Source organism: Olivibacter sp. EAT-5, from assembly GCF_044784325.1.
Taxonomy (GTDB): domain Bacteria; phylum Bacteroidota; class Bacteroidia; order Sphingobacteriales; family Sphingobacteriaceae; genus Olivibacter; species Olivibacter oleidegradans.
Genome location: NZ_CP173028.1, coordinates 6,328,038 through 6,348,255, shown reverse-complemented (window position 1 = coordinate 6,348,255; position 20,218 = coordinate 6,328,038). Strand labels below are relative to the sequence as shown.

The window sequence follows — 20,218 nt, the reverse complement described above, 5'->3', positions numbered from 1 at the left end:
ATTAATTAGTATTAGATAAGCAAAAGATAATAAATGAATAAAGCCGAAGAATTACCTTCGGCTTTATAGAAATAAAAATCAAAGTTCTAAAATCGAAAGAATTTGGAGATTTTCTGCCAAATAGTGGATTTTTGACTTTCTTGAATAACTGGTTCTTCTTTTGGAATCTCCGGCATTTCAAAATACTCCGTCTTACGTTCTAAGTCATTTTCTCTACCTAGACGGATTTCCTTTTCTGTCCAATGACCGGCAAACTCAATCTTATTGTTCCTTATCCAATAATGAGACTGACATTCAAAATTCCAATTGCCTATAGACGGATGAAGCGTAATTGATTTGCCATTAAATGTCAACCTCCAATCTGTCGGAGATAATGGAGTCACTACTTCATTACCACAGCCACATACACATTTATGTATTGCAGTGCAGTATTCGATTGAGACGTATAAAATGCCCTCCTCAACCTTCTCAGGAATGAATTCAACGAACTTATGCTGTAACGACATCTTCATTAAAAATTTTAGATGTACTAATAGCATATGAGCTATGATGCTCATTTTCCAAATCAACATAAATTCCAGATAGCTTCTTCCATCTCAGGATAGCAAAAATTGCATTCAATGCATTTAATTCCGCAATCTGAATATTAGTAGCATATTCGTTATTATCGGAGTCTTCTGAAAAAATCCGAAGAGGTAAATGGTCATTCTTGTCACGGGTGGCAGAAGTAACTCTTACAGCACCCGTAAGCTTGTCATCAACGACATTCACACCTAAACCTACATCAGAGAACGGAATACCGATACTAGCCAAGTAATCTGTTATCATTTTCCTAGCTGCATTTTTATCAACACATACAAATACATAATCCATTTTATCTAATTCTAATAGATTCTCTTTTTTCACATAGTAGTCATGGATATAAATGTACTTGTGCATGTTAGAATACAACTTTTGATAATATGCAGCCTTTCTCGAATTTTCATTAAGGTCACTCATTGATGCAGCACCTGGCGAACGGAATGCATTGTGTTGGTCAAAGCTATCCCCATCAAAAAGATGGATTTCCTTCACCGGTGTTTTAGCAACCATATCTAAAATATATGCTCCAGTTCCTCCTAAACCAACAATTGCAATTTTCTGTCCTTCTAATTTTGCATTAATTACTTCTATGTTAGCTCGACTCGAATTGGTATCAATGTACTGGAATACTGTTTCATTAGCACTGTCTACTATCACCTTAAAAGTCTTTTCCGTTACTGAAGAATCCAGATATTTAGCCGGTGCCGAAATGATGTCTGCATACCTCTTGACCTTTTCATAGTAGTTCGGATATCCGGCAGGAGGCTTATTTGAAAAAGATCTGTTTACCGTAATCTGATGGTTCAGTACAGAATTAGAATTACTATGTTGAATGGCAGTGATAATTGTACCGTCAGAACCACAGGGATTATCCCCGATAAAATGTATAACATGATTATCCGGAGTTGCTGTCTTGTTATTATTGCTTAACGTGAGTGTACTTACTAACACTCCGTATAGTATCTGCCTGTTTTGATCGACATAGGGTATATGGTGGATAAGTAAATATCCACCACGTACCTCGATCTCATAACCTTCGTCTCTTAGACGCTTAAGGTCTGGACTATGATTTATCAGTTGCTGTGACATCGAAGATCATTTTATTTTTGACACGAACAACTGAACCTTTAACCATAGTGCCTTCTGGTTTAGGTTCCCAGCCTCTGCTATAAGTAACCGTATAACCCTTGTTTGGGTTATTATCGTATGATCCGAAAGCTAACACAACCAACTGCTCAAAAGAGATGTTTGCTTCTTTCCAAATATGTGGACGAGCATTGACAATAATTGTAAACTCAGTAGGTCTTGGTTTAGAGAAAAACTTCTCTTTACCCGGACGAGCTAAATCAACGACTTCATCATCTAATATTTGATCGTCTTGCCAACCTTCCTTGATGTCAAGGAAGATATCATCTTCAGCAGATATATTGCCCAGTTCTCTGATTTGAACACCTCTTATGTATTGCTTATACCAAGTAAAGGGTTTGTTATTAATGAAGAACTGAAGCTTTTTCTTTACGAAGAAATACTCGGTTTCAGGTCGAGCCAAGTTAACTTGTTTCTCATTTTCAATAAGCTCATCCTGATATGGTTTGCTAATTGACAAAAACAACTCGGTATCTAAAGGTATCCCAGCTAGTTGTTTTAATTCTGCCCCTGTTTTGTACTGATCAAATGTTTCATACTCTTTGCCTTCTATTACAAAAGTTAGAGGTACTTTTGAATTTTGGGAATGCGATTCCCCTTGATGATTATTTGAATTCATCTTGAATTTTAATTTGATATTAATTAATATTTAATTGCTTATTGCCTATCATTTCGACAATAAATAGAGCGTACCCTACGATAGTTTAATTCTGATGCAATTGAAATTTTATTCTATTAATACCAAGCCCAACTACCTGAATTGTACGGGTAGAAGGTTTAAAATCACGAAAAGCTTGTTTATTTCAAATAAAGGAGGTAGTTTTGAAGTGCGAAAACAATACCACCAAGAGCCTTGCAAGGGCTTTTGTTTCCTTTAAAGGAATTTGAAGCCAGGTGATTTAAGCCTGGTTTTTTATTTTCTTAATCTTTTTTTCATTAGAACTTAGTGTCTTTAATTGACTTTGGATCATTTCCTGGCTTTACAGTGTCGCTATCTCGTATAGGTCCACCATTTGGTCGGTGTATCCTAACTTCTCCGCCACCATTATTTGATGAAAACTGTTTTGCAAGTTGTTCCGCTTGCTTTTGAGTGCTAACAATGGCCGAAGCCTTTTTGCCACCCTCTTTTTGGACATTCCAACCTTCTTGTCCTTTCTTCTGTGTTACATGATAATTTGCCATAATAATATTTTTAGTTTTCGTAAATTAAACTCTTGGTACAATTCGAGCGGCAGTTTTAATATCAACAGCTTGAACTCCGAGTGATTGCAACATTTGTCGCATGTCATTAAATACCGGTTTTTCACTATTAGGATCTGAAATGGTTAATATCGCTGTAAATGGTACTCCTGCAGCAGGTATAGTTACACCATCTCTTGATAAGTACTCGACATCTAGCTTCCATTCTGTAGATGGTCCAACTCCACGGGGGAATGTTTTCTCATAAACTTTCACAGGACTCCATTTGAACGAATGTTCAATCTGATCCTTTTCATACAAACTACCATCACCATCTTCTGGCGTATAAATAGCATTTAATCTTCCTTTATAATTACCGTCCTTTTGCAACTGTCTTAAGGCTGCGTCAATATTTATTCTGACAAACTCAGAGCCAAATCTATAATCAAATCTCGGTGTGCTTACTATCGTGAGTTTAGCATGTCCAAAACATTTACCGTCTCTCACCAAACTTGAAGGCCAAGAAAATTTGAAACTCATTTTATGTCCACTTATAGCACGGTTTGCAAATACTAATGTTATTGCGGACGGATTTCCATTCAAAATATCTTCTGAACCATCAGGCATGCCAAATCCAACCAAATGTTTGGTAACATTTCTTAAGTTCTTATCATTAAGGGATTCAGGTAATACCGCATGATGAATACCAAGAGCTATTAATGTTTCCCTTGAAACGACACCTTCGATCGAATAGTCAAGACTAGCTAAGGTCTTTGCCACATTAGGTGCAGCATAACTGGTTCCACAACCATCGACAATTTTACTCGTAGGATCTAAAGATAGAAGGCCGTGTCCCAATGACGGATGAATAGTTCCTGACCCACCTATATGTGCAAAATCAGGTTTAAGGCCAACTCGTAAGCCGGGACCACGACAACTATAGTTGCTTAAAGCATATGGAACTACGCCATCCAAATGTGGCGGGTTTAATGCTGAAACGCTAATGTTACGACAGCTTTCAGCTGGTTTTTTAATAGCGTCATTTCTAGAAGATGCTAATATTTTCAATGCATCAAAATGATCAGAAGGCCATTCCTTTCTTATATCCCTTGGATGAGTATTACCTGCCGAAATAACAAAAACAACATCATTTTCTTCGGCAATTTTATCTAGAATTTGGGCTGGGACACTATATCCAGTTGTTGATGCGTGTTCTTCTATATTCAAGCTAAAGTTAAATATTCTAACTCCTGTTCTAGCTTTTAATTCTTGAACAGCAGTTTCAAGCTCATTGAAAAATTCTAAGGGTTTTGAATAGTATGAGCTATATCTATCTACACGAGGTAAAATATCAAGATCTATAATTTTACAACCATCAATTTCCCTGCAAATAGCATTTCCATTTAATTGTTGCCCAAATATTGCTAATCCTGCTATAAAAGTACCGTGATTTTCATCTTTGTCAGCATTGCTGATTAATCCCCAACGGTCCTCAATCCAGTCGCCATAAATATCTGAAACACCTCCATCTACAATACATACTTTAGGATATGAACCTTTATGGTCAGGGGCTGAAATAGTAAAGTTTTCACCTTTCAACTGAGACTTGACAGTTAGGCTTTGTGTAATGATTGGGGGAAGAGTAACCTTTTTTACCAATGGATGATTTCCCAAATATTCCAACAATTGGTTATGTCTTTCCAAATTTAAGTCAATTGATTTTCTCTCTCCCGATTTGCCAGCTGTTGATGATGAGTAGAGCTGTATTACGGGTGTTGAATCACTATTTTCTAATTTAATGCCGAACACAACCGCTGAACCCTGACCAGTCGTAATTCTTGAGACAAATATGCCTGTCCCTAAATTTGCAATACCTCCAAAAAAACTATCAAATAATTCAAATTTGTATTTACTCAGCAAATCCCAATCTTGTCTCACTGGCGGAGCTTCAAATAATTCCACCATATATGCTCCACCAGTTTGAGGGTTAGATAGCCAGTTTACAGCTTCTTTAACAGAAAAGCTTCTTTTATCACTCGCAGTGTAAGGTGCTATTTCTTCAATTGCACCGATTTCGCTCCTCAATCTTGAAGGATTAGGCTCATTCTTGCCGTTCTTTTCTTTATATCTAGTTTCGGTTTCAGCCTGTCCAACTTTATTATTTATTTTGTCTATACTTTCAGGAGTTAGCTCTACAAATAACTCTCCTAAATCACCTGCTCCAATTACTGGTGCAATATCTCTTTTAAAAACTTGTGAAGTTGGTCGATGACTTTTGGCTAATGCGGATTGCTTTAACGTAACTTTTGCATAAGAAACTCTGGAAAAGCTACTTACCAATTGCATGCTTTTAATCTCGTTGAGTTGATTTTGAATATTATCTCGATGCTCAATAAATTCATTATCATTTCCGGCAAAAAAGTCTTTTGAGCCGCCTCCGCCATTGTTTTCTAAAGCCTCAATAAAAGCGTCGCTATTTAATACGATTTGAACAGGACTATTTGCCATAACTTATATTTTTTCAGAATCTTTGAATTTTGACAACTGCTTACTTAAAGTTGATGGTGTCATCCCGAACAGAGAGGCAATATCTTTCTGTTTAAAAAAGTAAACTTTGTCATTTAATAACATATTGATAAAATCTTCATCACTATGAAGCATTATGTTTCTCTTTTTGGTGTCAACTCTCCCAGAATTGAGTAAGGCAAATTGTTTCATGACCTCTACGATATTGCTTTTTTTTTCAAGCACAAAAGCTCTTTTCAGCCATTTAGAAAGCATTTCAGCATCCGCACCGGATGAACCATCCAGGCACCATGCTAAAAACTTTATTTCGCTTTCATTGAATTCTAATGGTTTAATAAAACTGTTAAGCAATTGAATCATAACTTCAGGAGAAGGCTTGGGGATTTCAACCTGAATATCAAACCGTCTCCAAATAGCAGGATCTAAAAGACTTTCATGATTAGTTACCCCGATGGTAAAACCTTTTTCGTGGCGGGAATCAAGACTTTGTAATAGTGTATTAACTACTCTTTTGACTTCACCAACCTCTTGCGGGTCATTGCGAAGCTTAGCTATTGCATCAAACTCATCAAGGAGTAAAATGCACTTATATCTATTGGCAAATGCAAATAAATTTCCAATGTTACGAGAAGTCGTACCAAGATAGGAAGACATCAAACCTTCCAACCTTGCAAGAACTACAGGTAATCCAATTTGTTTAGCAATCCATTTGGCTAAATGAGTTTTTCCAGTCCCAGGTGCTCCATAAATTAAACAAGAACTTGCTGGTGTTGCATTGATTTCCATTAGTTGATCAAATTTCCTCCATTCATTTACAATTGATTGAATTGCAAGTTGAATGTTATCATCGAACATCGGAGCTGTTTCTGGAAGATTATCAGGAAAAAAAATCTCTGCTAATGGTGTTGATGTTTCCTTGTCTACAGGGATAGAAGTTTTAGTAGTCAATTCTTCGCCTTTTAATACCACAAAAGATCTTTGAATCTTACTAGGAGCCATGTCGAGTGCTGATTCGGAAGCAACTAACAATGCCTGCAATGATTTTGCCTCTTTGGTAAAGCCATCTTTTTCAAGACTTTCTTTCAGTCTTCTGATTTGATGCATGATAGCTTCGTTTGGTGTTGCTAGTGCGGATCTGCTTAAAGCTTGTATTATACTGAAGTATTTGAGCATTTACTTTGTTTATTTCTTGTTTACGAAAGCAAATATAGAAATAAATTTCCAATATTCAAATGTTATTTCCTTTTATTAATGATAAATTTCCAAAATAACGAAACAGTTTCCATATTAAGACTTAAGAGATTGATGTAAATAGGTGAATGTTAGTTACATTTGACGCATCTAAACCCTAATCAACGCAAAAGGGAGTTTGCCTACACAAACTCCCCAATGTCAAAATCACTCAAGTCATTTTTCCGCAAAGTGGAAGAACCGTCCTCCGTTTCATCAAAAAGGGTGCTATCTAAAAGCTCGGCAATTTTTCGGGAAGCACCCTCTATGGAATTTTCCAGTAAGCTGAATAATTCAGTTCCTTGTAATTTCTGAACTATGGCAACCGCTGTTTCCTTTTGGGATTGTTCCAAATTTTCTTTTTGGAGCAATGTTCCCATGGAGCTTAGTTCATCGTAGGTAACCCCTTGGGCAAGACTGTTATCGCCACCGGATATTCCGTAGCTGTTCCATTCTTCTTCCTCTTCGTCCAAATCAGGTATATTGCTGAAAACTTCGTCCAGTTCTTCCTGCGGAACTTGAATACTGACGTTTTCGTTCTCGTCGTATTCGATGTCTAAATTATCAGAGTTTATCTCCGGTTCCATTATTTGACGTTCATTGGCAGTTTTTGGCACTAATTGGCTCTTTATTGGCTTAGGCTGTCCCATAATATCGGGGAGGTTCGGGTTAACCTTTTCCTGCACAGGCTTTTCCTCCGAACTTTTTTTAATGACAATCTTGTCTTGCAAAAGCAGGGCAATGACGATGAGCAGACAAATCACAATTACTATTTCCATAACCAGGTGCTTTAAAAAATAGGTTTAAACTTTTCGTTGAAATCATCTGTGATTGCTTTCTCAAACATTTCAAAATGATGTTCCAGTATATTGTCAAGGTAAGCATACAGGGGTATGGCATCCTTACCAATAACCTGTACAATACGGGATAGCCGTTCGTGGTATTCCTGCCGGATATAAATGCTTTTATCGCCCCGTTTTGTCATTGTGTGGGTTTTCAAAAAGTGTTCGCCGTAGCTCCCGTCAAGGTTTTTCTTGGTGCGGTTCCGTTCCCTTTGTACTGGCTTGCTTCGAAGTAATTCTTCCTGTTTTGCTTCTTCTTTTACAGTTTCCTTTTTCGGTTCTTCAGATGGTTCGGGAGGAAGCTGTATGCCGTCTTTTTTAATGCCGTCTACCATCAGGTTCATCATCAACTCTTCGTTGATGTCTGGCGTGGCTTTCCTTTTATTATCTTTTTCCATAAGGCTATAATTGAACGATTTTTAAAAATTCATTGATGAACAAATCCAATTGGCAGGCTTTCATCAAGCGTTCATCGGGAGGCATTACAGTAGAACGGAAAACCACTTTGCTACCCGCTTCACTTTCTTTTCGAAAACGGGTACTGTTCTTCACTTGGCTTTGCATCAGGCTTAACCCCAGTTGAGCTATAAGCTGGTTGTACACGCCATATAATGGCGTGCTTTCCCTGCCATCCACCTGGTTCCAAAACAGGTTAATGGTCTGTATGGAAGTTTCGCCTTTTTTCATAATCACGTCCTGTAAAAGCTGTGTGAAGATGAGCGTACTTTCCATTACTACACGGTCTGCCGTGATGGGTGTAAAAATGTGGTGCATACCTGCTAATGCTTTCAGGATGCCGGGCGTGTTCACTGTTCCCGGCAGGTCGAAGAACAGCACATCAAGCGGGATGGGATAAGTGTTTACAAATTCGTGCGCCGCATCCAGTACGCTATCCGCTTTGTGCTGCATAATGGAATAGGCTTTTTTGTTGATGGTGGTAAATTGCTTATATGCCAGTTTTTTCAACGCCTCGTTTTCCATTACCATTGCCAAATCACGGGTTTTCATTTTCATCAGGCTATGCTGCGGAAAATCCGCATCAAATACGGCTACGTTGTAGCCCAAGCGATAGTGCATCGTACTGGCGACAAGCGTAGTGAATGTGCTTTTGCCAACGCCGCCTTTTTGAGAAGAAAAGGCGACAAACAGAGGTTTCTTTTTTGTGTCCATATTTTTAAAATTTAAAGTTTTCAAATTCCTGTTTTCAGGCTTGCAGGCGTTCCGGAAAGCCGTTCTGATTTCACACTTTCATTCAGGAAAGCTATCAGGGTTGCCTGCTTCCTTGCAGTACAGTAGCCTTGCAATCATTCCGGTAGCTTATCAGGCAGGCTTGCCGTCATTCTTTCATTCCGTCAATCAACCAATCATTCAGGCGAGCCGTATAGTTGGATAGCAAGTGTTCACGCTTTCGGGCAGTCGTGCAATCTTGCTTTCTTGCTTTCTTGCATTCCTGCAATCAGGGAGGCAGGTTTGCCTACGTTCCTGAATGCGTGCTGTCTGCTATTCCTGAAGCACGGGCTGCCTGTCTTCCTGCCATCATTCAAGAGCAAAGAACCAATCAATTTCATTCGATTGTACGCCTGTGGCATTGTTTGGCGGTGTGTTGCACTGTTTGGCACTGTGGCACAGTGCAACGCTATCGGGAACAGGGCTTTACTTTGTATTGTGATTTTTATTAACGGATTTATGCAAATGACTTTTGACATATTGGGAGGTAACGGGAACGGCAACAAGCCGTTTTTCCCTGTTACATCCAATCCGTCCCGCAGGGCGGATTTTTGTGTTCACCGGAACACGGCAAGTTGTGTTTTGAGGCACTCTAAACCGAGTTTAGTGCCTCAAAACAACTTGCCCTTTGCAGGGGGCAGAAAAAACCTCCGAAGTCGGCTTTTCGTGTAGATTATAAATGGATTAGTGATGAACGAGAACAATAACAGTAAACAGAACAAAGGCGGGCGCAAGCCGAAGCTCGACCCCAGCACACACCGCCACGTATTCCGATTGACAGATAAGGAAAATGCCAAACTTTTATCGCTTTTTGAAGCATCAGGAATGCCCAATAAAGCCAAGTTTATCATTTCACAGTTGTTCGGAAAGGAAATGAAGTCGGTTAAAATTGATAAAGGAACGGTTGATTTTTATATGCGGCTGACTTCGTTTCACAGTCAGTTCCGGGCAATAGGTGTAAACTATAACCAGATTGTAAAGCTGCTGTACCGCCATTTTTCGGAGAAAAAAGCCGCAGCATTTCTTTACAAACTGGAAAAACAGACGGCTGAAATGGCAATGTTGTGTCAAAAAATCATTCAGATAACCGAAGAGTTTGAAGCCAAACACCTCAAAAAACAGCCGTAGAAATGATAGCTAAAATCGGAAGAAGTGAAAATTTATACGGTGCGTTGGCGTATAACAACCTGAAAATCGAAAAGGAAAACGGGCAAATTTTGTTCGCTAATAAGATTATTGAAACCGCAAACGGACAATATACCGTCGCACAATTAGCCCAATCTTTCGCTCCGTATCTGCTGGCAAACCGCAATACGGAAAAACATACGCTGCATATTTCGCTCAATCCCGACCCGAATGATACCGTTAGTGATGATAAATTTAGGGAAATGGCACAGCAGTATATGCGTGAAATGGGCTACGGCGAACAGCCTTTTATCGTATTCAAACATACCGATATTGACCGTAGCCACATTCATATTGTTTCGGTTTGCGTGGACGAAAACGGCAAAAAGATTTCGGACAAGTTCGAGAAAATGCGATCTATGAATGTTTGCCGAGAATTGGAAAAACAGCACCATTTAATACCAGCCACGGACAAGGAGCGCCAGCAGAACGACAAGGTTTTCCGCCCCGTAAATTACAAAGCTGGCGATGTCAAAAGCCAAATAGCTTCAGTAGTGCGCCACCTGCCAAACTATTATCAATTCCAAACTTTGGGCGAATACAATGCCTTGCTTTCCCTGTTTAATATTACTACTGAAAAAGTGGAGGGAGAGTTACACGGCAAGGCACAGCAGGGTTTGTTGTACATTCCATTGAATGAAAAAGGAGAAAGAGCCGGACATCCGTTCAAGGCTTCTTTGTTTGGAAAAAGTGCAGGACTGGCAGGTTTGGAATTGCATTTTGCGAAATGCAAAACGGCTTTGAAAGACCACCCGACTAAGCAGACCTTAAAATCAGCCGTTACCATTGCCCTGCAAACCACGAGCGATGAGCAGGCTTTTAAAAAGCAGTTGGGCGAACAGGGCATTAATGTAGTGGTACGCAGAAACGATACAGGACGGATCTACGGTATGACATTCATCGACCACAATTCAAAAAAGGTATGGAACGGATCACGGCTGGCAAAAGAACTTTCTGCCAACGTATTTAATGATTATTGGAACAACAACATTAAGCCCAACATCAAAGAGCCTGATGAGTTAAAACCAAAAACAACAAGAACAAATTATGCAGATCTTCCTACGGAAGAACCGCACCATTTATTTGATTTTATTAATACCGATAAAAATGAAGACGGATTAGTTGAAGCGTTGGGCGGTTTGCTTATTCCCGAAGCCCAGGGCGAAGATTACGAGGAACAGGATTTTGCCAACCGAATGAAGAAGAAACGTAAACGCAAGCGAGGGCATTAATAGATTTTTATGTGCTTATTATGTAGCAACTCTTAGCCCCAAAGCATAACTCCACTGCAAAATCTTAGGTGCAGTGGGTGTTTTGAACTGATAAATACCGTAGATGTATAATGCAGAAAGTACGAACGCTCCCCAGCTTAGCCCGATACACAAGATACTTTCCCGTTCAGTAATACTGAACATTCCGGCTACTATTGATTTTATGATAAATGCAGAAACTATACAGCATAGTAGCACACAGATTGCCCAGGGCAATACCCATAGCTTCCGGTTCTTTCGCCGTAACCCGATAATGGTTCCTTTCAAAAAATAAACGATGCAGAAAATAAAGTAGGCAAATAAGATGGAGAACCCCCAAACTTTAAAGTTATCAGTTTCTTTGCCCCTTAGTTTTTGTGACAGTAAAAATCCGGCATAAAAGAACACACCGAAAATCGCCCCGATTTTTAGAACGAAAAAAAAACTTTATTATTCCCGACATTAATCCGGTAGCAGCTTGACTTTCTTTGCTTTTCCGAATTTCATATTCGTCTTCAGTTTCTCCGGGATACGCATCTGGATTGTTCCAATTCATCGCATTCCTCTTTTAAATCTTGCTTGTTCCAACTAATGAGAAAAGCAAACTGATTTTCACAACTATAAATTTAAAAAAAATGATTGAATTATCTGCAAAGGATTAGAGCCACTTACAGCCAAACACTGCCATTTAATGCCACTGACTGCCACATTCTTATAACCGCACTATACAGCCCATAAATTCACGCCCGAACATTTAAAATTTTATAAAAATGCAGGGAGAAGACGATTTAAGAGGCTTAGCCAAAATAATGGCTTTTATGCGTGCAGTAAGTATCATCATAGTGTTGATGCACTTGTATTGGTTCTGTTACGGGTTCTTTATAGAACGTGGCTGGACATTAGAATTAATCAACAAAATATTGGGCAATTTTCAGCGAACAGCAGGGCTGTTTTCGCATACCCTTTATACCAAAGCCTTTGCATTAGTATTGCTGGCGTTGAGCTGTTTGGGAACTAAGGGCGTTAAAGATGAAAAAATTACGTGGAGCAAAATCTATGTGGCTTTGGGGATTGGTTTTTTATTGTTCTTTCTCAACACGCCATTGCTAAAACTATCCCCGGCAACAGGCACATTCCTGTATATGCTGACTATATCGTCAGGCTATATCGCCTTACTGATGGCTGGTGTATGGATGAGCCGATTGCTGCGCACTAACCTGATGGACGACGTTTTCAATAATGAAAACGAGAGCTTCCAGCAGGAAACCAAATTGATGGAAAATGAATATTCCGTCAACCTGCCCACCAAATTTTACTACAAAGGCAAATGGAACAACGGTTGGATAAACATTGTAAATCCTTTCAGGGCATCCATCGTGTTGGGTACTCCGGGTTCCGGTAAATCGTATGCCATCGTAAACAACTATATCAAGCAGCAGATTGAGAAAGGCTTTAGTATGTACATCTACGATTTCAAATTCGACGACCTTTCTACCATCGCTTACAATCATTTGCTGAAGCACAGGGATAAATACAAAGTTCAGCCAAAATTTTACGTGATAAATTTTGACGACCCACGCAAGAGCCACCGTTGCAATCCACTCAATCCCGATTTTATGACGGATATATCCGATGCCTACGAAGCGGCTTATACCATAATGCTGAACCTCAACAGGTCGTGGATACAGAAGCAAGGCGATTTTTTCGTGGAAAGCCCGATTATCCTGCTTGCTGCCATTATTTGGTTTTTGAAAATTTATGATAATGGCAAGCATTGCACTTTCCCTCACGCTATTGAATTGCTGAATAAAAAATACGCAGACGTATTTACAATATTGACATCATATCCTGAACTGGAAAATTATTTATCGCCCTTTATGGATGCGTGGCAGGGCGGCGCACAAGACCAATTACAGGGACAGATTGCATCGGCAAAAATTCCGTTATCAAGAATGATTAGCCCACAATTGTATTGGGTTATGACAGGCGATGATTTTTCATTAGACATCAATAACCCGGCAGCGCCTAAAATTTTGTGCGTGGGTAATAATCCCGACCGCCAAAACATTTACTCCGCAGCATTGGGTTTGTACAATTCAAGAATTGTAAAGCTCATTAATAAAAAAGGGCAATTAAAGAGTTCCGTTATCATAGACGAATTGCCCACGATTTATTTCAGGGGACTGGACAATCTTATCGCAACGGCGAGAAGTAATAAGGTGGCTGTATGTTTGGGCTTTCAGGATTTTAGTCAATTAATACGGGATTATGGCGATAAAGAAGCTAAGGTTATTCAGAACACGGTCGGTAATATTTTTAGCGGGCAGGTTGTGGGCGAAACTGCAAAGAGCCTATCTGAACGCTTTGGAAAAGTATTGCAGAAAAGGCAGAGTATGACGATCAACCGTAATGATAAATCCACCTCTATTTCTACACAGTTAGACAGCCTTATTCCGGCTTCCAAAATTTCAACCTTAACGCAGGGTATGTTTGTAGGTTCTGTATCAGATAACTTTGAGGAACGCATTGAGCAAAAGATTTTCCACGCCGAAATTGTAGTGGATAATGAAAAGGTAGCTGCCGAAACTAAAGCCTATCAGCAAATACCACAAATCCTATCTTTTGTAGATGAACAGGGCGAGGATAAAATGAAACAGCAAATTGAAAGCAATTACAAACAGATAAAATCAGACATCCTGACTATTGTTGTAAGTGAAATGGAACGCATCAAGAACGACCCGAACTTGCAGCATTTGGTGCAAGAGGGATAAAATCATTCATTTTGTAACAAAAGTTACTGTATATAGCAAGCAGATTGTGTAAATTTGCAGGTTGCGTATTTCAATATGGTAATTAGCAGATATATAACCGTATTATGAATAAGTAAGCCTTAAAAATTTGCAGATGGAACCATTGGAACAGATAACAGAATTTAAATCCTCTCCTGAATTGGTGGGGAAACTCTATGAAAACAGCATACGAAAAGAATATGAAGCAGGAAGCGTTATTCTGAATGAAAATTCATCCATTCGTTCTATTCCTATTGTTACTAAAGGAACCCTTAAAGTTATCCGAACAGAAGAAGACGGCAGGGAGATTTTGCTGTATTACATCAAAGCCGGAGAAAGCTGCATTATGTCATTTTTGGGTGGGATGCACAATGAAACAAGCAAGGTCAAAGCCGAAGTGGAAGAGGATGCAGAAATCCTTTTTTTGCCAATGGATAAAGTAGCCTTGTTCATCAAAGAGTACCCCCAATGGCTGGACTATATCTTCCGTTTGTACCACAAGCGTTTCGAGGAACTTTTAGAAATAGTCAATGCCATCACTTTTAAAAAGATAGATGAACGCTTATTGGCTCTGCTGCGCAAGAAGCAGGAACTTACCGGAAATAATATCCTGAACATTACCCACGAACAATTAGCCAATGAATTGGGTACTGCCCGTGTAGTCGTGTCGAGGCTGCTGAAACAGTTGGAAGAAATGGGGACGGTTCGATTGGGCAGGAACAAAATCACCCTTATGTAACAAATGTAACTGTACAGGTTTTTGGATTGGTGCAAATTTGTAGTATCAATTCAGAAATCTATGGATATAGCAGGGTATTCGGCATCAATTTTTATTGGTATTTCTTTAGGGCTAATCGGTGGCGGTGGCAGTATTCTGACTGTTCCTGTACTGGTTTACCTGTTTAGCCTTGATGCAGTATTGGCTACCGCTTACTCCCTTTTCATCGTTGGCTCAACGAGCGTTGTCGGTTCATTCTCTTATTTCAAAAAAGGATTGGTCAGTATCAAAACAGCACTTGTTTTCGGTATTCCGTCCATTGCATCTATTTTTTTGACAAGGGAATATGTACTTCCGGCTATCCCGCAAGAGGTCTTCACTATCGGGAACTACACCATAACCAAGAATATGCTGTTGATGCTGCTCTTTGCCATACTGATGATTGCAGCATCTTACAGTATGATAAAAAAAATCAGAAAGGAAGATGATGAAGCATTACAAAAGCAACAAATTAATTATCTGCAAATTCTATTACAGGGAATTTTTATCGGCGTGATAACCGGACTGATTGGCGCAGGCGGTGGCTTCCTGATAATCCCTGCTTTGGTAAACCTGCTGAAATTGCCGATGAAAACAGCCGTAGGCACATCATTGGTCATTATTTCCATCAACTCTTTAATGGGCTTCCTCTTTTCCCTGCCCCATACTTCCGTACAATGGGGCTTTCTATTAAGCATCGCTTCCATTGCCATCATCGGCATACTGATAGGCAGTTACCTTTCTACAAAAATAAAGGCTTCCAAGTTGAAGCCCGCTTTCGGATGGTTTGTGCTGGTAATGGGCATCTACATCATCGTTAAGGAAACATTGTTACACTAAAATCATTGTCATATGGAAAAGCATTTTCAAATACTCATTATTGGCGGAGGTACGGGAGGTATTATGGTTGCTGCTCAATTAAAGAACAAGCAACCCGGTTTATCCATTGCCATTATTGAACCGTCCGAAAAGCACTACTATCAGCCCGCTTTTACATTGGTAGGTGCAGGCACTTACAAAATGGAGAAGACCATCATGGAAGAAGCATCGCTCATTCCCTCCGGCGTGGAATGGATTAAAGACAAGGCAACGATACTCCGCCCCGAAGAAAACAAGGTGGAAACAGAAAAATGCGGCAGCATCGGTTATGATTACTTAATCGTAGCTGCGGGGCTTGTGTACGACCTTTCATTGATAGCTGGCTTGGAAGAAGCCCTTGCCAAAGGCGTAGTTTGCAGCAACTACATAGACCCTGAATATACGTGGAAATGCTTGCAGGGCTTCAAAGGAGGCAACGCCATTTTTACACAGCCCACCACACCCATTAAATGTGGTGGCGCACCACAGAAGATTATGTATCTGGCGGCAGATTATTTCAAAAGGAAAGGACTGGATAAAAAAACAAATGTGGTGTTTGCCACGCCAGGTTCAGTCATTTTCGGCGTAAAGGTTATTGCCGAAACACTCATGAAAGTTATCCATCGGTATAACGTTCATTTCAAACCATTCTATGCCCCGGTAAAGATTGACCCCGACAAGAAAATTGCCTATTTCCAGAACATCGCACCCGATGAAAACAAGTGTGTGGTCAACGAGGGCAATGTTTTAGGAGAACGGGTACAGGGGCAGTCCGTCATTGAAATACCGTTTGATTTCCTGCATCTGGCTCCCCCGCAGGTTGCTCCCGGATTTCTGATAAAATCAGGTTTGTGCAATGAGGCAGGATGGCTGAATGTGGATATAAACAGCCTGCAACACAAGACATACCCTAACATTTTCGGATTGGGCGACGTAGCGGCATTGCCAACGGCGAAAACAGGTGCAGCCATTCGCAAGCAGGCTCCCGTAGTGGTGGATAATATCCTGAAACTACTTGCCCATAAGCCCGCAGACAATAAATCTTATGACGGGTATTCGTCCTGCCCATTGGTTACAGGGTACGGCAAAATGACACTCGCAGAGTTTAATTATAAGAATGAGTTTACACCCGACCCTATGCTGAAATTTATGCTGGTGTTCAACAGCTACAAAGAGCATTGGCGGTTGTGGCTGCTAAAGAAATATATGCTCCCCTATATGTACTGGAATAAAATGATGAAAGGGAAAATGTAGTCTTCCTGTCCTTATGTAACTAAAGTAGCTGTACAGGAAAAATAAGTAACGGAAATTTGCAGTAGTAAAAAGAATGATAACGATAAAAATAAATCAGTATGTTTTTTCAACACGTTTATGATAAAAGTTTGGCACAGGGCAGTTATGTAATAGGCTGTCAGGCTACGGGCGAGGCAATCGTAATAGATGCCCAAAGGGATATTGATGTATATCTCGAAATCGCAAAGCAGAATAATATCCGCATCACGCACATTGCCGAAACCCACATACACGCAGACTTTCTTTGCGGTTCAAGGGAACTGGCGGCAGTAACCGGGGCAACGATGTACCTTTCGGACGAGGGAGGCGAAAACTGGCAATATCAATTCCCGCACAAAGGGCTGAAAGACGGCAATATGATTAGAGTGGGCAACCTCACATTGGAGGTAATGCACACACCTGGTCACACGCCCGAAAGCATCAGCTTTTTACTGACCGACCATCCGGCAACGGACAAGCCCGTTATGGTATTCACAGGCGATTTTGTATTTGTCGGCGATATTGGTCGTCCTGATTTGTTAGAGAAAGCCGCAGGACTTATCGGAACAAAAGAAGCCGGAGCCAAACAGATGTTCCAATCGTTGAAAAAGTTTGCTGCGCTTCCCGAATACGTTCAGGTATGGTCGGCACACGGGGCAGGCTCCGCTTGTGGTAAGTCTTTGGGAGCGGTGCATAGCTCTACCGTAGGGTACGAAAAAATCCGCAATTGGGCGTTCCAGTATAGCGAAGATGAAAACGGATTTACCGAATACCTGTTAGCCGACCAGCCGGAGCCGCCGAAGTATTTTGCAATGATGAAGCATTTGAACAAAGTTTATCGTCCACTCTTGATAGAAGTTCCGAAACACCCGAAGCTATCCAAAGAACAATTTGTTTCTGCCTATGAAAAAGGCATCAGGGTAATAGATACCCGCAATAAGGCAGATTTCGCTAAAGGCTTTATTCCCGGTAGCCTGAACATTCAGGGAAATAACTCTTTTTCTACGTGGTGCGGTTGGTTGCTGAACTATCAGGAGCAGTTTATTTTGGTAGCTGATGACAGCCAGATGGAAGATTTGACCCGTAAGCTGATGCGTATCGGTTTGGACAACATCTACGGTTACATTTCGGATGTAAACGATATGGGCATTGCACTCCAGAGCGCAGACGTGATTGCTTTGGACGAATTTAAGACCTACATCGGGCAGGATAATGTGCAGATAGTCGATGTTCGGGGAGCAACCGAATATGAGGCAGGACACATAGACGGTGCGGATAATGTTTTTGTCGGAACCCTGCCGGACAACCTCGATAAAATCAGTAAAGACAAACAGGTGGTCATCCATTGTCAGGCGGGCGACCGTTCGGCAATCGCTTATTCCATACTGGCTAAAAACGGCTTTGAAAACGTAAAGAATTTTTCCGGCGGTATGAAAGAATGGTTAGCAGTAGAGGGTAAAACAGTCGGGTGCAAAGAAGCATCGTGTACGAACGCTTAAAATAAAAAACTATGGGATTTTTTTCAGCCTTATTCGGCAACACGGATAACAACCGGCTTACCGAAGCCATAAAAGACGGGGCTTTCCTGGTAGATGTACGTACACCTGCCGAGTTTGCGGAGGGAAGCGTAAAAGGAGCCGTAAACATTCCGTTGGATAAAATACCAACAGAATTATCAAAATTCAAGGGAAAGGAAAATATCGTTGTGTTTTGTAGGAGCGGAAACAGAAGTGGACAGGCAAAAAGCATTTTGGAGCAGAATGGCTTTCATAATGTCATCAACGGCGGAACCTGGCAGAACGTAAATCAGCTGGTCAATGAGTAAAAAAGAAAAAGACGTACAATGTTGCCTAACGCAGTGCGAAAATCCACTTGACCAAAACTATTGGGACGAGCGTTGGCTGAAGAATGAAACAGGTTGGGATATGGGACAGGCTTCACCTGCCATTACCAAATATATGGAACAATACCCCAACAAAAATGCGGCTATTCTCATTCCGGGTTGTGGCAATGCCTATGAAGCAGAATACTTGCTTGTAAAAGGATTTATGAATATTACATTGATTGATATTGCACCCAAAGCCGTTGAAACGTTGAAAGAAAAATTTTCCGGTACGCCACAGGTAAAGGTGCTGTGCGGGGATTTTTTTGGTCATGAGGGCAATTACGATTTAATCATCGAGCAAACATTTTTTTGTGCCATCCCGCCGGGCAGGCGAAAGGAGTATGCAGAGAAAACGGCTTCCCTGCTAAACGAAAATGGCAAAATAATAGGCGTACTGTTCGACAAACAATTTAACCAATCGTTTCCACCGTTTGGAGGTTGCCCTTGCGAATACAAACCCATCTTTGAGCCACATTTTACCATTAAGACAATGGATGGCTGTTACAACAGTATTCCGTCAAGAACCAAATCGGAAGTGTTTATCAACCTGATAAAAAAACAGAAAAGATGAAAAAGAATATGGGAACAGCGGACAAAACCATCCGCATCGGGATAGCCGTTGTTATTGCGGTATTGTATTTCACCAACGTTATTTCGGGAACGTGGGCAATCCTATTGGGCATTTTGGCAATCGCCTTTATACTTACATCGTTTATCAGCTTTTGCCCCCTTTACTTCCCGTTTGGTATAAACACTTTTAAAAAGAAGAAAAGATGAAGCAAAGCATTTTAAACGGTTGGAATTTGATGCGTATAGTGCGCTTGGCATTGGGCCTCCTCGTTATGGTGCAGGGCTTTCAGGCAAATGAGTGGCTGCTCGTTGCATTGGGCGCACTGTTTTCATTAATGCCCTTGTTCAACATAGGCTGTTGCGGTGCTTCGGGCTGCAATACACCCGTTTCACGGCGAAGCAGTAAAAAAATAGAAGATACAACGTATGAAGAAGTTCGCTAAAAAACATTTGTTTACCCTAATCGGTATGGCTATCGGGGCAGTCGCAGGTTATTTCTATTGGAGATTTATCGGTTGCAGTACGGGAAGTTGCGCCATTACTTCCAACCCGGTCAACAGTACCCTTTACGGCGCAGCTATGGGCGGGCTACTGTCATCAACATTTAAAAAAAACAAAAAAGAGTATGACGTTTCAGGAGATAATAAACAGCGATAAGCCCATATTGGTAGATTTCTTTGCCGAATGGTGCGGACCCTGTAAAATGATGTCGCCCATTCTGGAAGAATTAAAGCAGCGTGTAGGCGATGATGCCAGCATTATCAAAATTGATGTGGACAAGAACCCCCAGGTGGCAGCAGCTTATCAGGTGCGGGGTGTGCCTACCCTCATTATATTTAAAAAGGGAGAAATACGCTGGCGGCAGTCCGGTATTTTCCCGGCGAATGAACTGGAAAGATTAATTAACGAAAACAGATAAA

The 20,218-nt window shown here is 40.6% G+C and carries 23 protein-coding genes; 13 read left to right on the top strand and 10 right to left on the bottom strand.

Annotated elements, in window-relative coordinates; genetic code table 11:
- Positions 1-86: 86 nt before the first annotated feature.
- The 9 genes from ACH11B_RS26780 to ACH11B_RS26740 form a co-directional block, all read right to left on the bottom strand.
- Positions 87-506, bottom strand: coding sequence for a DUF6527 family protein (locus ACH11B_RS26780; protein WP_239016316.1), 420 nt, complete (start codon positions 504-506; stop codon positions 87-89).
- Positions 490-1,671 carry a ThiF family adenylyltransferase gene (locus tag ACH11B_RS26775; RefSeq protein WP_003012767.1) on the bottom strand — a complete coding sequence of 394 codons (1,182 nt, stop codon included), beginning with the start codon at positions 1,669-1,671 and terminating at the stop codon, positions 490-492. Before ACH11B_RS26775 ends, ACH11B_RS26780 begins: the two co-directional genes overlap by 17 nt.
- Positions 1,646-2,347, bottom strand: a complete 702-nt coding sequence (locus ACH11B_RS26770) for a multiubiquitin domain-containing protein (RefSeq protein ID WP_003012765.1) — start codon at positions 2,345-2,347, stop codon at positions 1,646-1,648. The genes ACH11B_RS26775 and ACH11B_RS26770 overlap by 26 nt, the downstream gene beginning before the upstream one ends.
- A 317-nt stretch (positions 2,348-2,664) precedes the next feature.
- Positions 2,665-2,910, bottom strand: coding sequence for a DUF2188 domain-containing protein (locus ACH11B_RS26765; protein WP_003012762.1), 246 nt, complete (start codon positions 2,908-2,910; stop codon positions 2,665-2,667).
- A 24-nt stretch (positions 2,911-2,934) separates the two neighbouring features.
- On the bottom strand, positions 2,935-5,415 hold the full coding sequence (locus tag ACH11B_RS26760; protein ID WP_003012758.1) for a S8 family peptidase: 2,481 nt from the start codon (positions 5,413-5,415) through the stop codon (positions 2,935-2,937).
- A 3-nt stretch (positions 5,416-5,418) separates the two neighbouring features.
- Positions 5,419-6,537: an AAA family ATPase gene (locus tag ACH11B_RS26755; protein ID WP_157600624.1), complete on the bottom strand. Its 1,119-nt coding sequence runs from the start codon at positions 6,535-6,537 to the stop codon at positions 5,419-5,421.
- Positions 6,538-6,806: 269 nt separating this feature from the next.
- On the bottom strand, positions 6,807-7,442 hold the full coding sequence (locus ACH11B_RS26750; RefSeq protein WP_003012752.1) for a hypothetical protein: 636 nt from the start codon (positions 7,440-7,442) through the stop codon (positions 6,807-6,809).
- An 11-nt stretch (positions 7,443-7,453) separates the two neighbouring features.
- A complete protein-coding gene (locus ACH11B_RS26745; RefSeq protein ID WP_201694357.1) occupies positions 7,454-7,903 on the bottom strand; it encodes a DUF3408 domain-containing protein in 450 nt (149 codons plus the stop codon).
- 4 nt (positions 7,904-7,907) lie between these two features.
- Positions 7,908-8,675 carry a ParA family protein gene (locus tag ACH11B_RS26740; RefSeq protein WP_003012747.1) on the bottom strand — a complete coding sequence of 256 codons (768 nt, stop codon included), beginning with the start codon at positions 8,673-8,675 and terminating at the stop codon, positions 7,908-7,910.
- A gap of 747 nt (positions 8,676-9,422) precedes the next feature.
- Between ACH11B_RS26740 and mobA the strand changes: the two genes are divergently transcribed.
- Both mobA and mobB read left to right on the top strand, forming a co-directional pair.
- Positions 9,423-9,860 carry a conjugal transfer protein MobA gene (gene mobA / locus ACH11B_RS26735; protein ID WP_003012739.1) on the top strand — a complete coding sequence of 146 codons (438 nt, stop codon included), beginning with the start codon at positions 9,423-9,425 and terminating at the stop codon, positions 9,858-9,860.
- A gap of 2 nt (positions 9,861-9,862) precedes the next feature.
- Positions 9,863-11,149 carry a conjugal transfer protein MobB gene (gene mobB / locus ACH11B_RS26730; RefSeq protein ID WP_003012738.1) on the top strand — a complete coding sequence of 429 codons (1,287 nt, stop codon included), beginning with the start codon at positions 9,863-9,865 and terminating at the stop codon, positions 11,147-11,149.
- Positions 11,150-11,167: 18 nt separating this feature from the next.
- On the opposite strand, the gene ACH11B_RS26725 is transcribed toward mobB, so the two are convergent.
- Positions 11,168-11,332 (bottom strand): hypothetical protein, encoded by a 165-nt coding sequence (locus tag ACH11B_RS26725; RefSeq protein WP_003012737.1) that lies wholly within the window; start codon positions 11,330-11,332, stop codon positions 11,168-11,170.
- A 605-nt stretch (positions 11,333-11,937) separates the two neighbouring features.
- Here ACH11B_RS26725 and mobC point away from each other — a divergent pair.
- The 11 genes from mobC (at position 11,938) to trxA (ending at position 20,217) form a co-directional block, all read left to right on the top strand.
- Positions 11,938-13,938, top strand: coding sequence for a conjugal transfer protein MobC (gene mobC / locus ACH11B_RS26720; protein ID WP_003012731.1), 2,001 nt, complete (start codon positions 11,938-11,940; stop codon positions 13,936-13,938).
- A 133-nt stretch (positions 13,939-14,071) separates the two neighbouring features.
- Positions 14,072-14,695 (top strand): Crp/Fnr family transcriptional regulator, encoded by a 624-nt coding sequence (locus tag ACH11B_RS26715; RefSeq protein ID WP_003012728.1) that lies wholly within the window; start codon positions 14,072-14,074, stop codon positions 14,693-14,695.
- 60 nt (positions 14,696-14,755) lie between these two features.
- The gene (locus ACH11B_RS26710; protein WP_201694358.1) at positions 14,756-15,553 is read left to right on the top strand and encodes a sulfite exporter TauE/SafE family protein; all 798 of its coding nucleotides are present in this window, start codon (positions 14,756-14,758) and stop codon (positions 15,551-15,553) included.
- Between the two features lie 12 nt (positions 15,554-15,565).
- A complete protein-coding gene (locus ACH11B_RS26705; RefSeq protein ID WP_377611339.1) occupies positions 15,566-16,825 on the top strand; it encodes an FAD/NAD(P)-binding oxidoreductase in 1,260 nt (419 codons plus the stop codon).
- Positions 16,826-16,923: 98 nt separating this feature from the next.
- Positions 16,924-18,342 (top strand): rhodanese-like domain-containing protein, encoded by a 1,419-nt coding sequence (locus ACH11B_RS26700; RefSeq protein ID WP_377611337.1) that lies wholly within the window; start codon positions 16,924-16,926, stop codon positions 18,340-18,342.
- An 11-nt stretch (positions 18,343-18,353) separates the two neighbouring features.
- Positions 18,354-18,668 (top strand): rhodanese-like domain-containing protein, encoded by a 315-nt coding sequence (locus ACH11B_RS26695; protein ID WP_003012713.1) that lies wholly within the window; start codon positions 18,354-18,356, stop codon positions 18,666-18,668.
- Positions 18,661-19,299 (top strand): methyltransferase domain-containing protein, encoded by a 639-nt coding sequence (locus tag ACH11B_RS26690; protein ID WP_003012711.1) that lies wholly within the window; start codon positions 18,661-18,663, stop codon positions 19,297-19,299. Before ACH11B_RS26695 ends, ACH11B_RS26690 begins: the two co-directional genes overlap by 8 nt.
- Positions 19,296-19,505, top strand: a complete 210-nt coding sequence (locus tag ACH11B_RS26685; RefSeq protein WP_003012710.1) for a DUF2892 domain-containing protein — start codon at positions 19,296-19,298, stop codon at positions 19,503-19,505. The genes ACH11B_RS26690 and ACH11B_RS26685 overlap by 4 nt, the downstream gene beginning before the upstream one ends.
- A complete protein-coding gene (locus ACH11B_RS26680; RefSeq protein WP_003012708.1) occupies positions 19,502-19,741 on the top strand; it encodes a hypothetical protein in 240 nt (79 codons plus the stop codon). Before ACH11B_RS26685 ends, ACH11B_RS26680 begins: the two co-directional genes overlap by 4 nt.
- Positions 19,725-19,955 carry a DUF6132 family protein gene (locus ACH11B_RS26675; protein WP_003012707.1) on the top strand — a complete coding sequence of 77 codons (231 nt, stop codon included), beginning with the start codon at positions 19,725-19,727 and terminating at the stop codon, positions 19,953-19,955. Before ACH11B_RS26680 ends, ACH11B_RS26675 begins: the two co-directional genes overlap by 17 nt.
- Entirely contained in the window at positions 19,924-20,217 is a 294-nt protein-coding gene (gene trxA, locus ACH11B_RS26670) for a thioredoxin (protein WP_003012703.1), read from the top strand. Before ACH11B_RS26675 ends, trxA begins: the two co-directional genes overlap by 32 nt.
- The last annotated feature ends 1 nt before the right edge of the window (position 20,218 follow it).

What these genes read in the sequence shown, in the direction of transcription:
- ACH11B_RS26755 (WP_157600624.1), bottom strand. Translation starts at nt 6,537, where the DNA reads ATGCATCAAATCAGAAGACTGAAAGAAAGTCTTGAAAAAGATGGCTTT.
- ACH11B_RS26680 (WP_003012708.1), top strand. Translation starts at nt 19,502, where the DNA reads ATGAAGCAAAGCATTTTAAACGGTTGGAATTTGATGCGTATAGTGCGC.
- ACH11B_RS26675 (WP_003012707.1), top strand. Translation starts at nt 19,725, where the DNA reads ATGAAGAAGTTCGCTAAAAAACATTTGTTTACCCTAATCGGTATGGCT.
- ACH11B_RS26695 (WP_003012713.1), top strand. Translation starts at nt 18,354, where the DNA reads ATGGGATTTTTTTCAGCCTTATTCGGCAACACGGATAACAACCGGCTT.
- ACH11B_RS26775 (WP_003012767.1), bottom strand. Translation starts at nt 1,671, where the DNA reads ATGTCACAGCAACTGATAAATCATAGTCCAGACCTTAAGCGTCTAAGA.
- ACH11B_RS26685 (WP_003012710.1), top strand. Translation starts at nt 19,296, where the DNA reads ATGAAAAAGAATATGGGAACAGCGGACAAAACCATCCGCATCGGGATA.
- ACH11B_RS26740 (WP_003012747.1), bottom strand. Translation starts at nt 8,675, where the DNA reads ATGGACACAAAAAAGAAACCTCTGTTTGTCGCCTTTTCTTCTCAAAAA.
- ACH11B_RS26705 (WP_377611339.1), top strand. Translation starts at nt 15,566, where the DNA reads ATGGAAAAGCATTTTCAAATACTCATTATTGGCGGAGGTACGGGAGGT.
- ACH11B_RS26750 (WP_003012752.1), bottom strand. Translation starts at nt 7,442, where the DNA reads ATGGAAATAGTAATTGTGATTTGTCTGCTCATCGTCATTGCCCTGCTT.
- ACH11B_RS26765 (WP_003012762.1), bottom strand. Translation starts at nt 2,910, where the DNA reads ATGGCAAATTATCATGTAACACAGAAGAAAGGACAAGAAGGTTGGAAT.
- mobC (WP_003012731.1), top strand. Translation starts at nt 11,938, where the DNA reads ATGCAGGGAGAAGACGATTTAAGAGGCTTAGCCAAAATAATGGCTTTT.
- ACH11B_RS26745 (WP_201694357.1), bottom strand. Translation starts at nt 7,903, where the DNA reads ATGGAAAAAGATAATAAAAGGAAAGCCACGCCAGACATCAACGAAGAG.
- ACH11B_RS26725 (WP_003012737.1), bottom strand. Translation starts at nt 11,332, where the DNA reads ATGTTCAGTATTACTGAACGGGAAAGTATCTTGTGTATCGGGCTAAGC.
- ACH11B_RS26770 (WP_003012765.1), bottom strand. Translation starts at nt 2,347, where the DNA reads ATGAATTCAAATAATCATCAAGGGGAATCGCATTCCCAAAATTCAAAA.
- ACH11B_RS26710 (WP_201694358.1), top strand. Translation starts at nt 14,756, where the DNA reads ATGGATATAGCAGGGTATTCGGCATCAATTTTTATTGGTATTTCTTTA.
- mobB (WP_003012738.1), top strand. Translation starts at nt 9,863, where the DNA reads ATGATAGCTAAAATCGGAAGAAGTGAAAATTTATACGGTGCGTTGGCG.
- trxA (WP_003012703.1), top strand. Translation starts at nt 19,924, where the DNA reads ATGACGTTTCAGGAGATAATAAACAGCGATAAGCCCATATTGGTAGAT.
- ACH11B_RS26760 (WP_003012758.1), bottom strand. Translation starts at nt 5,415, where the DNA reads ATGGCAAATAGTCCTGTTCAAATCGTATTAAATAGCGACGCTTTTATT.
- ACH11B_RS26690 (WP_003012711.1), top strand. Translation starts at nt 18,661, where the DNA reads ATGAGTAAAAAAGAAAAAGACGTACAATGTTGCCTAACGCAGTGCGAA.
- ACH11B_RS26715 (WP_003012728.1), top strand. Translation starts at nt 14,072, where the DNA reads ATGGAACCATTGGAACAGATAACAGAATTTAAATCCTCTCCTGAATTG.
- ACH11B_RS26700 (WP_377611337.1), top strand. Translation starts at nt 16,924, where the DNA reads ATGTTTTTTCAACACGTTTATGATAAAAGTTTGGCACAGGGCAGTTAT.
- mobA (WP_003012739.1), top strand. Translation starts at nt 9,423, where the DNA reads ATGAACGAGAACAATAACAGTAAACAGAACAAAGGCGGGCGCAAGCCG.
- ACH11B_RS26780 (WP_239016316.1), bottom strand. Translation starts at nt 506, where the DNA reads ATGTCGTTACAGCATAAGTTCGTTGAATTCATTCCTGAGAAGGTTGAG.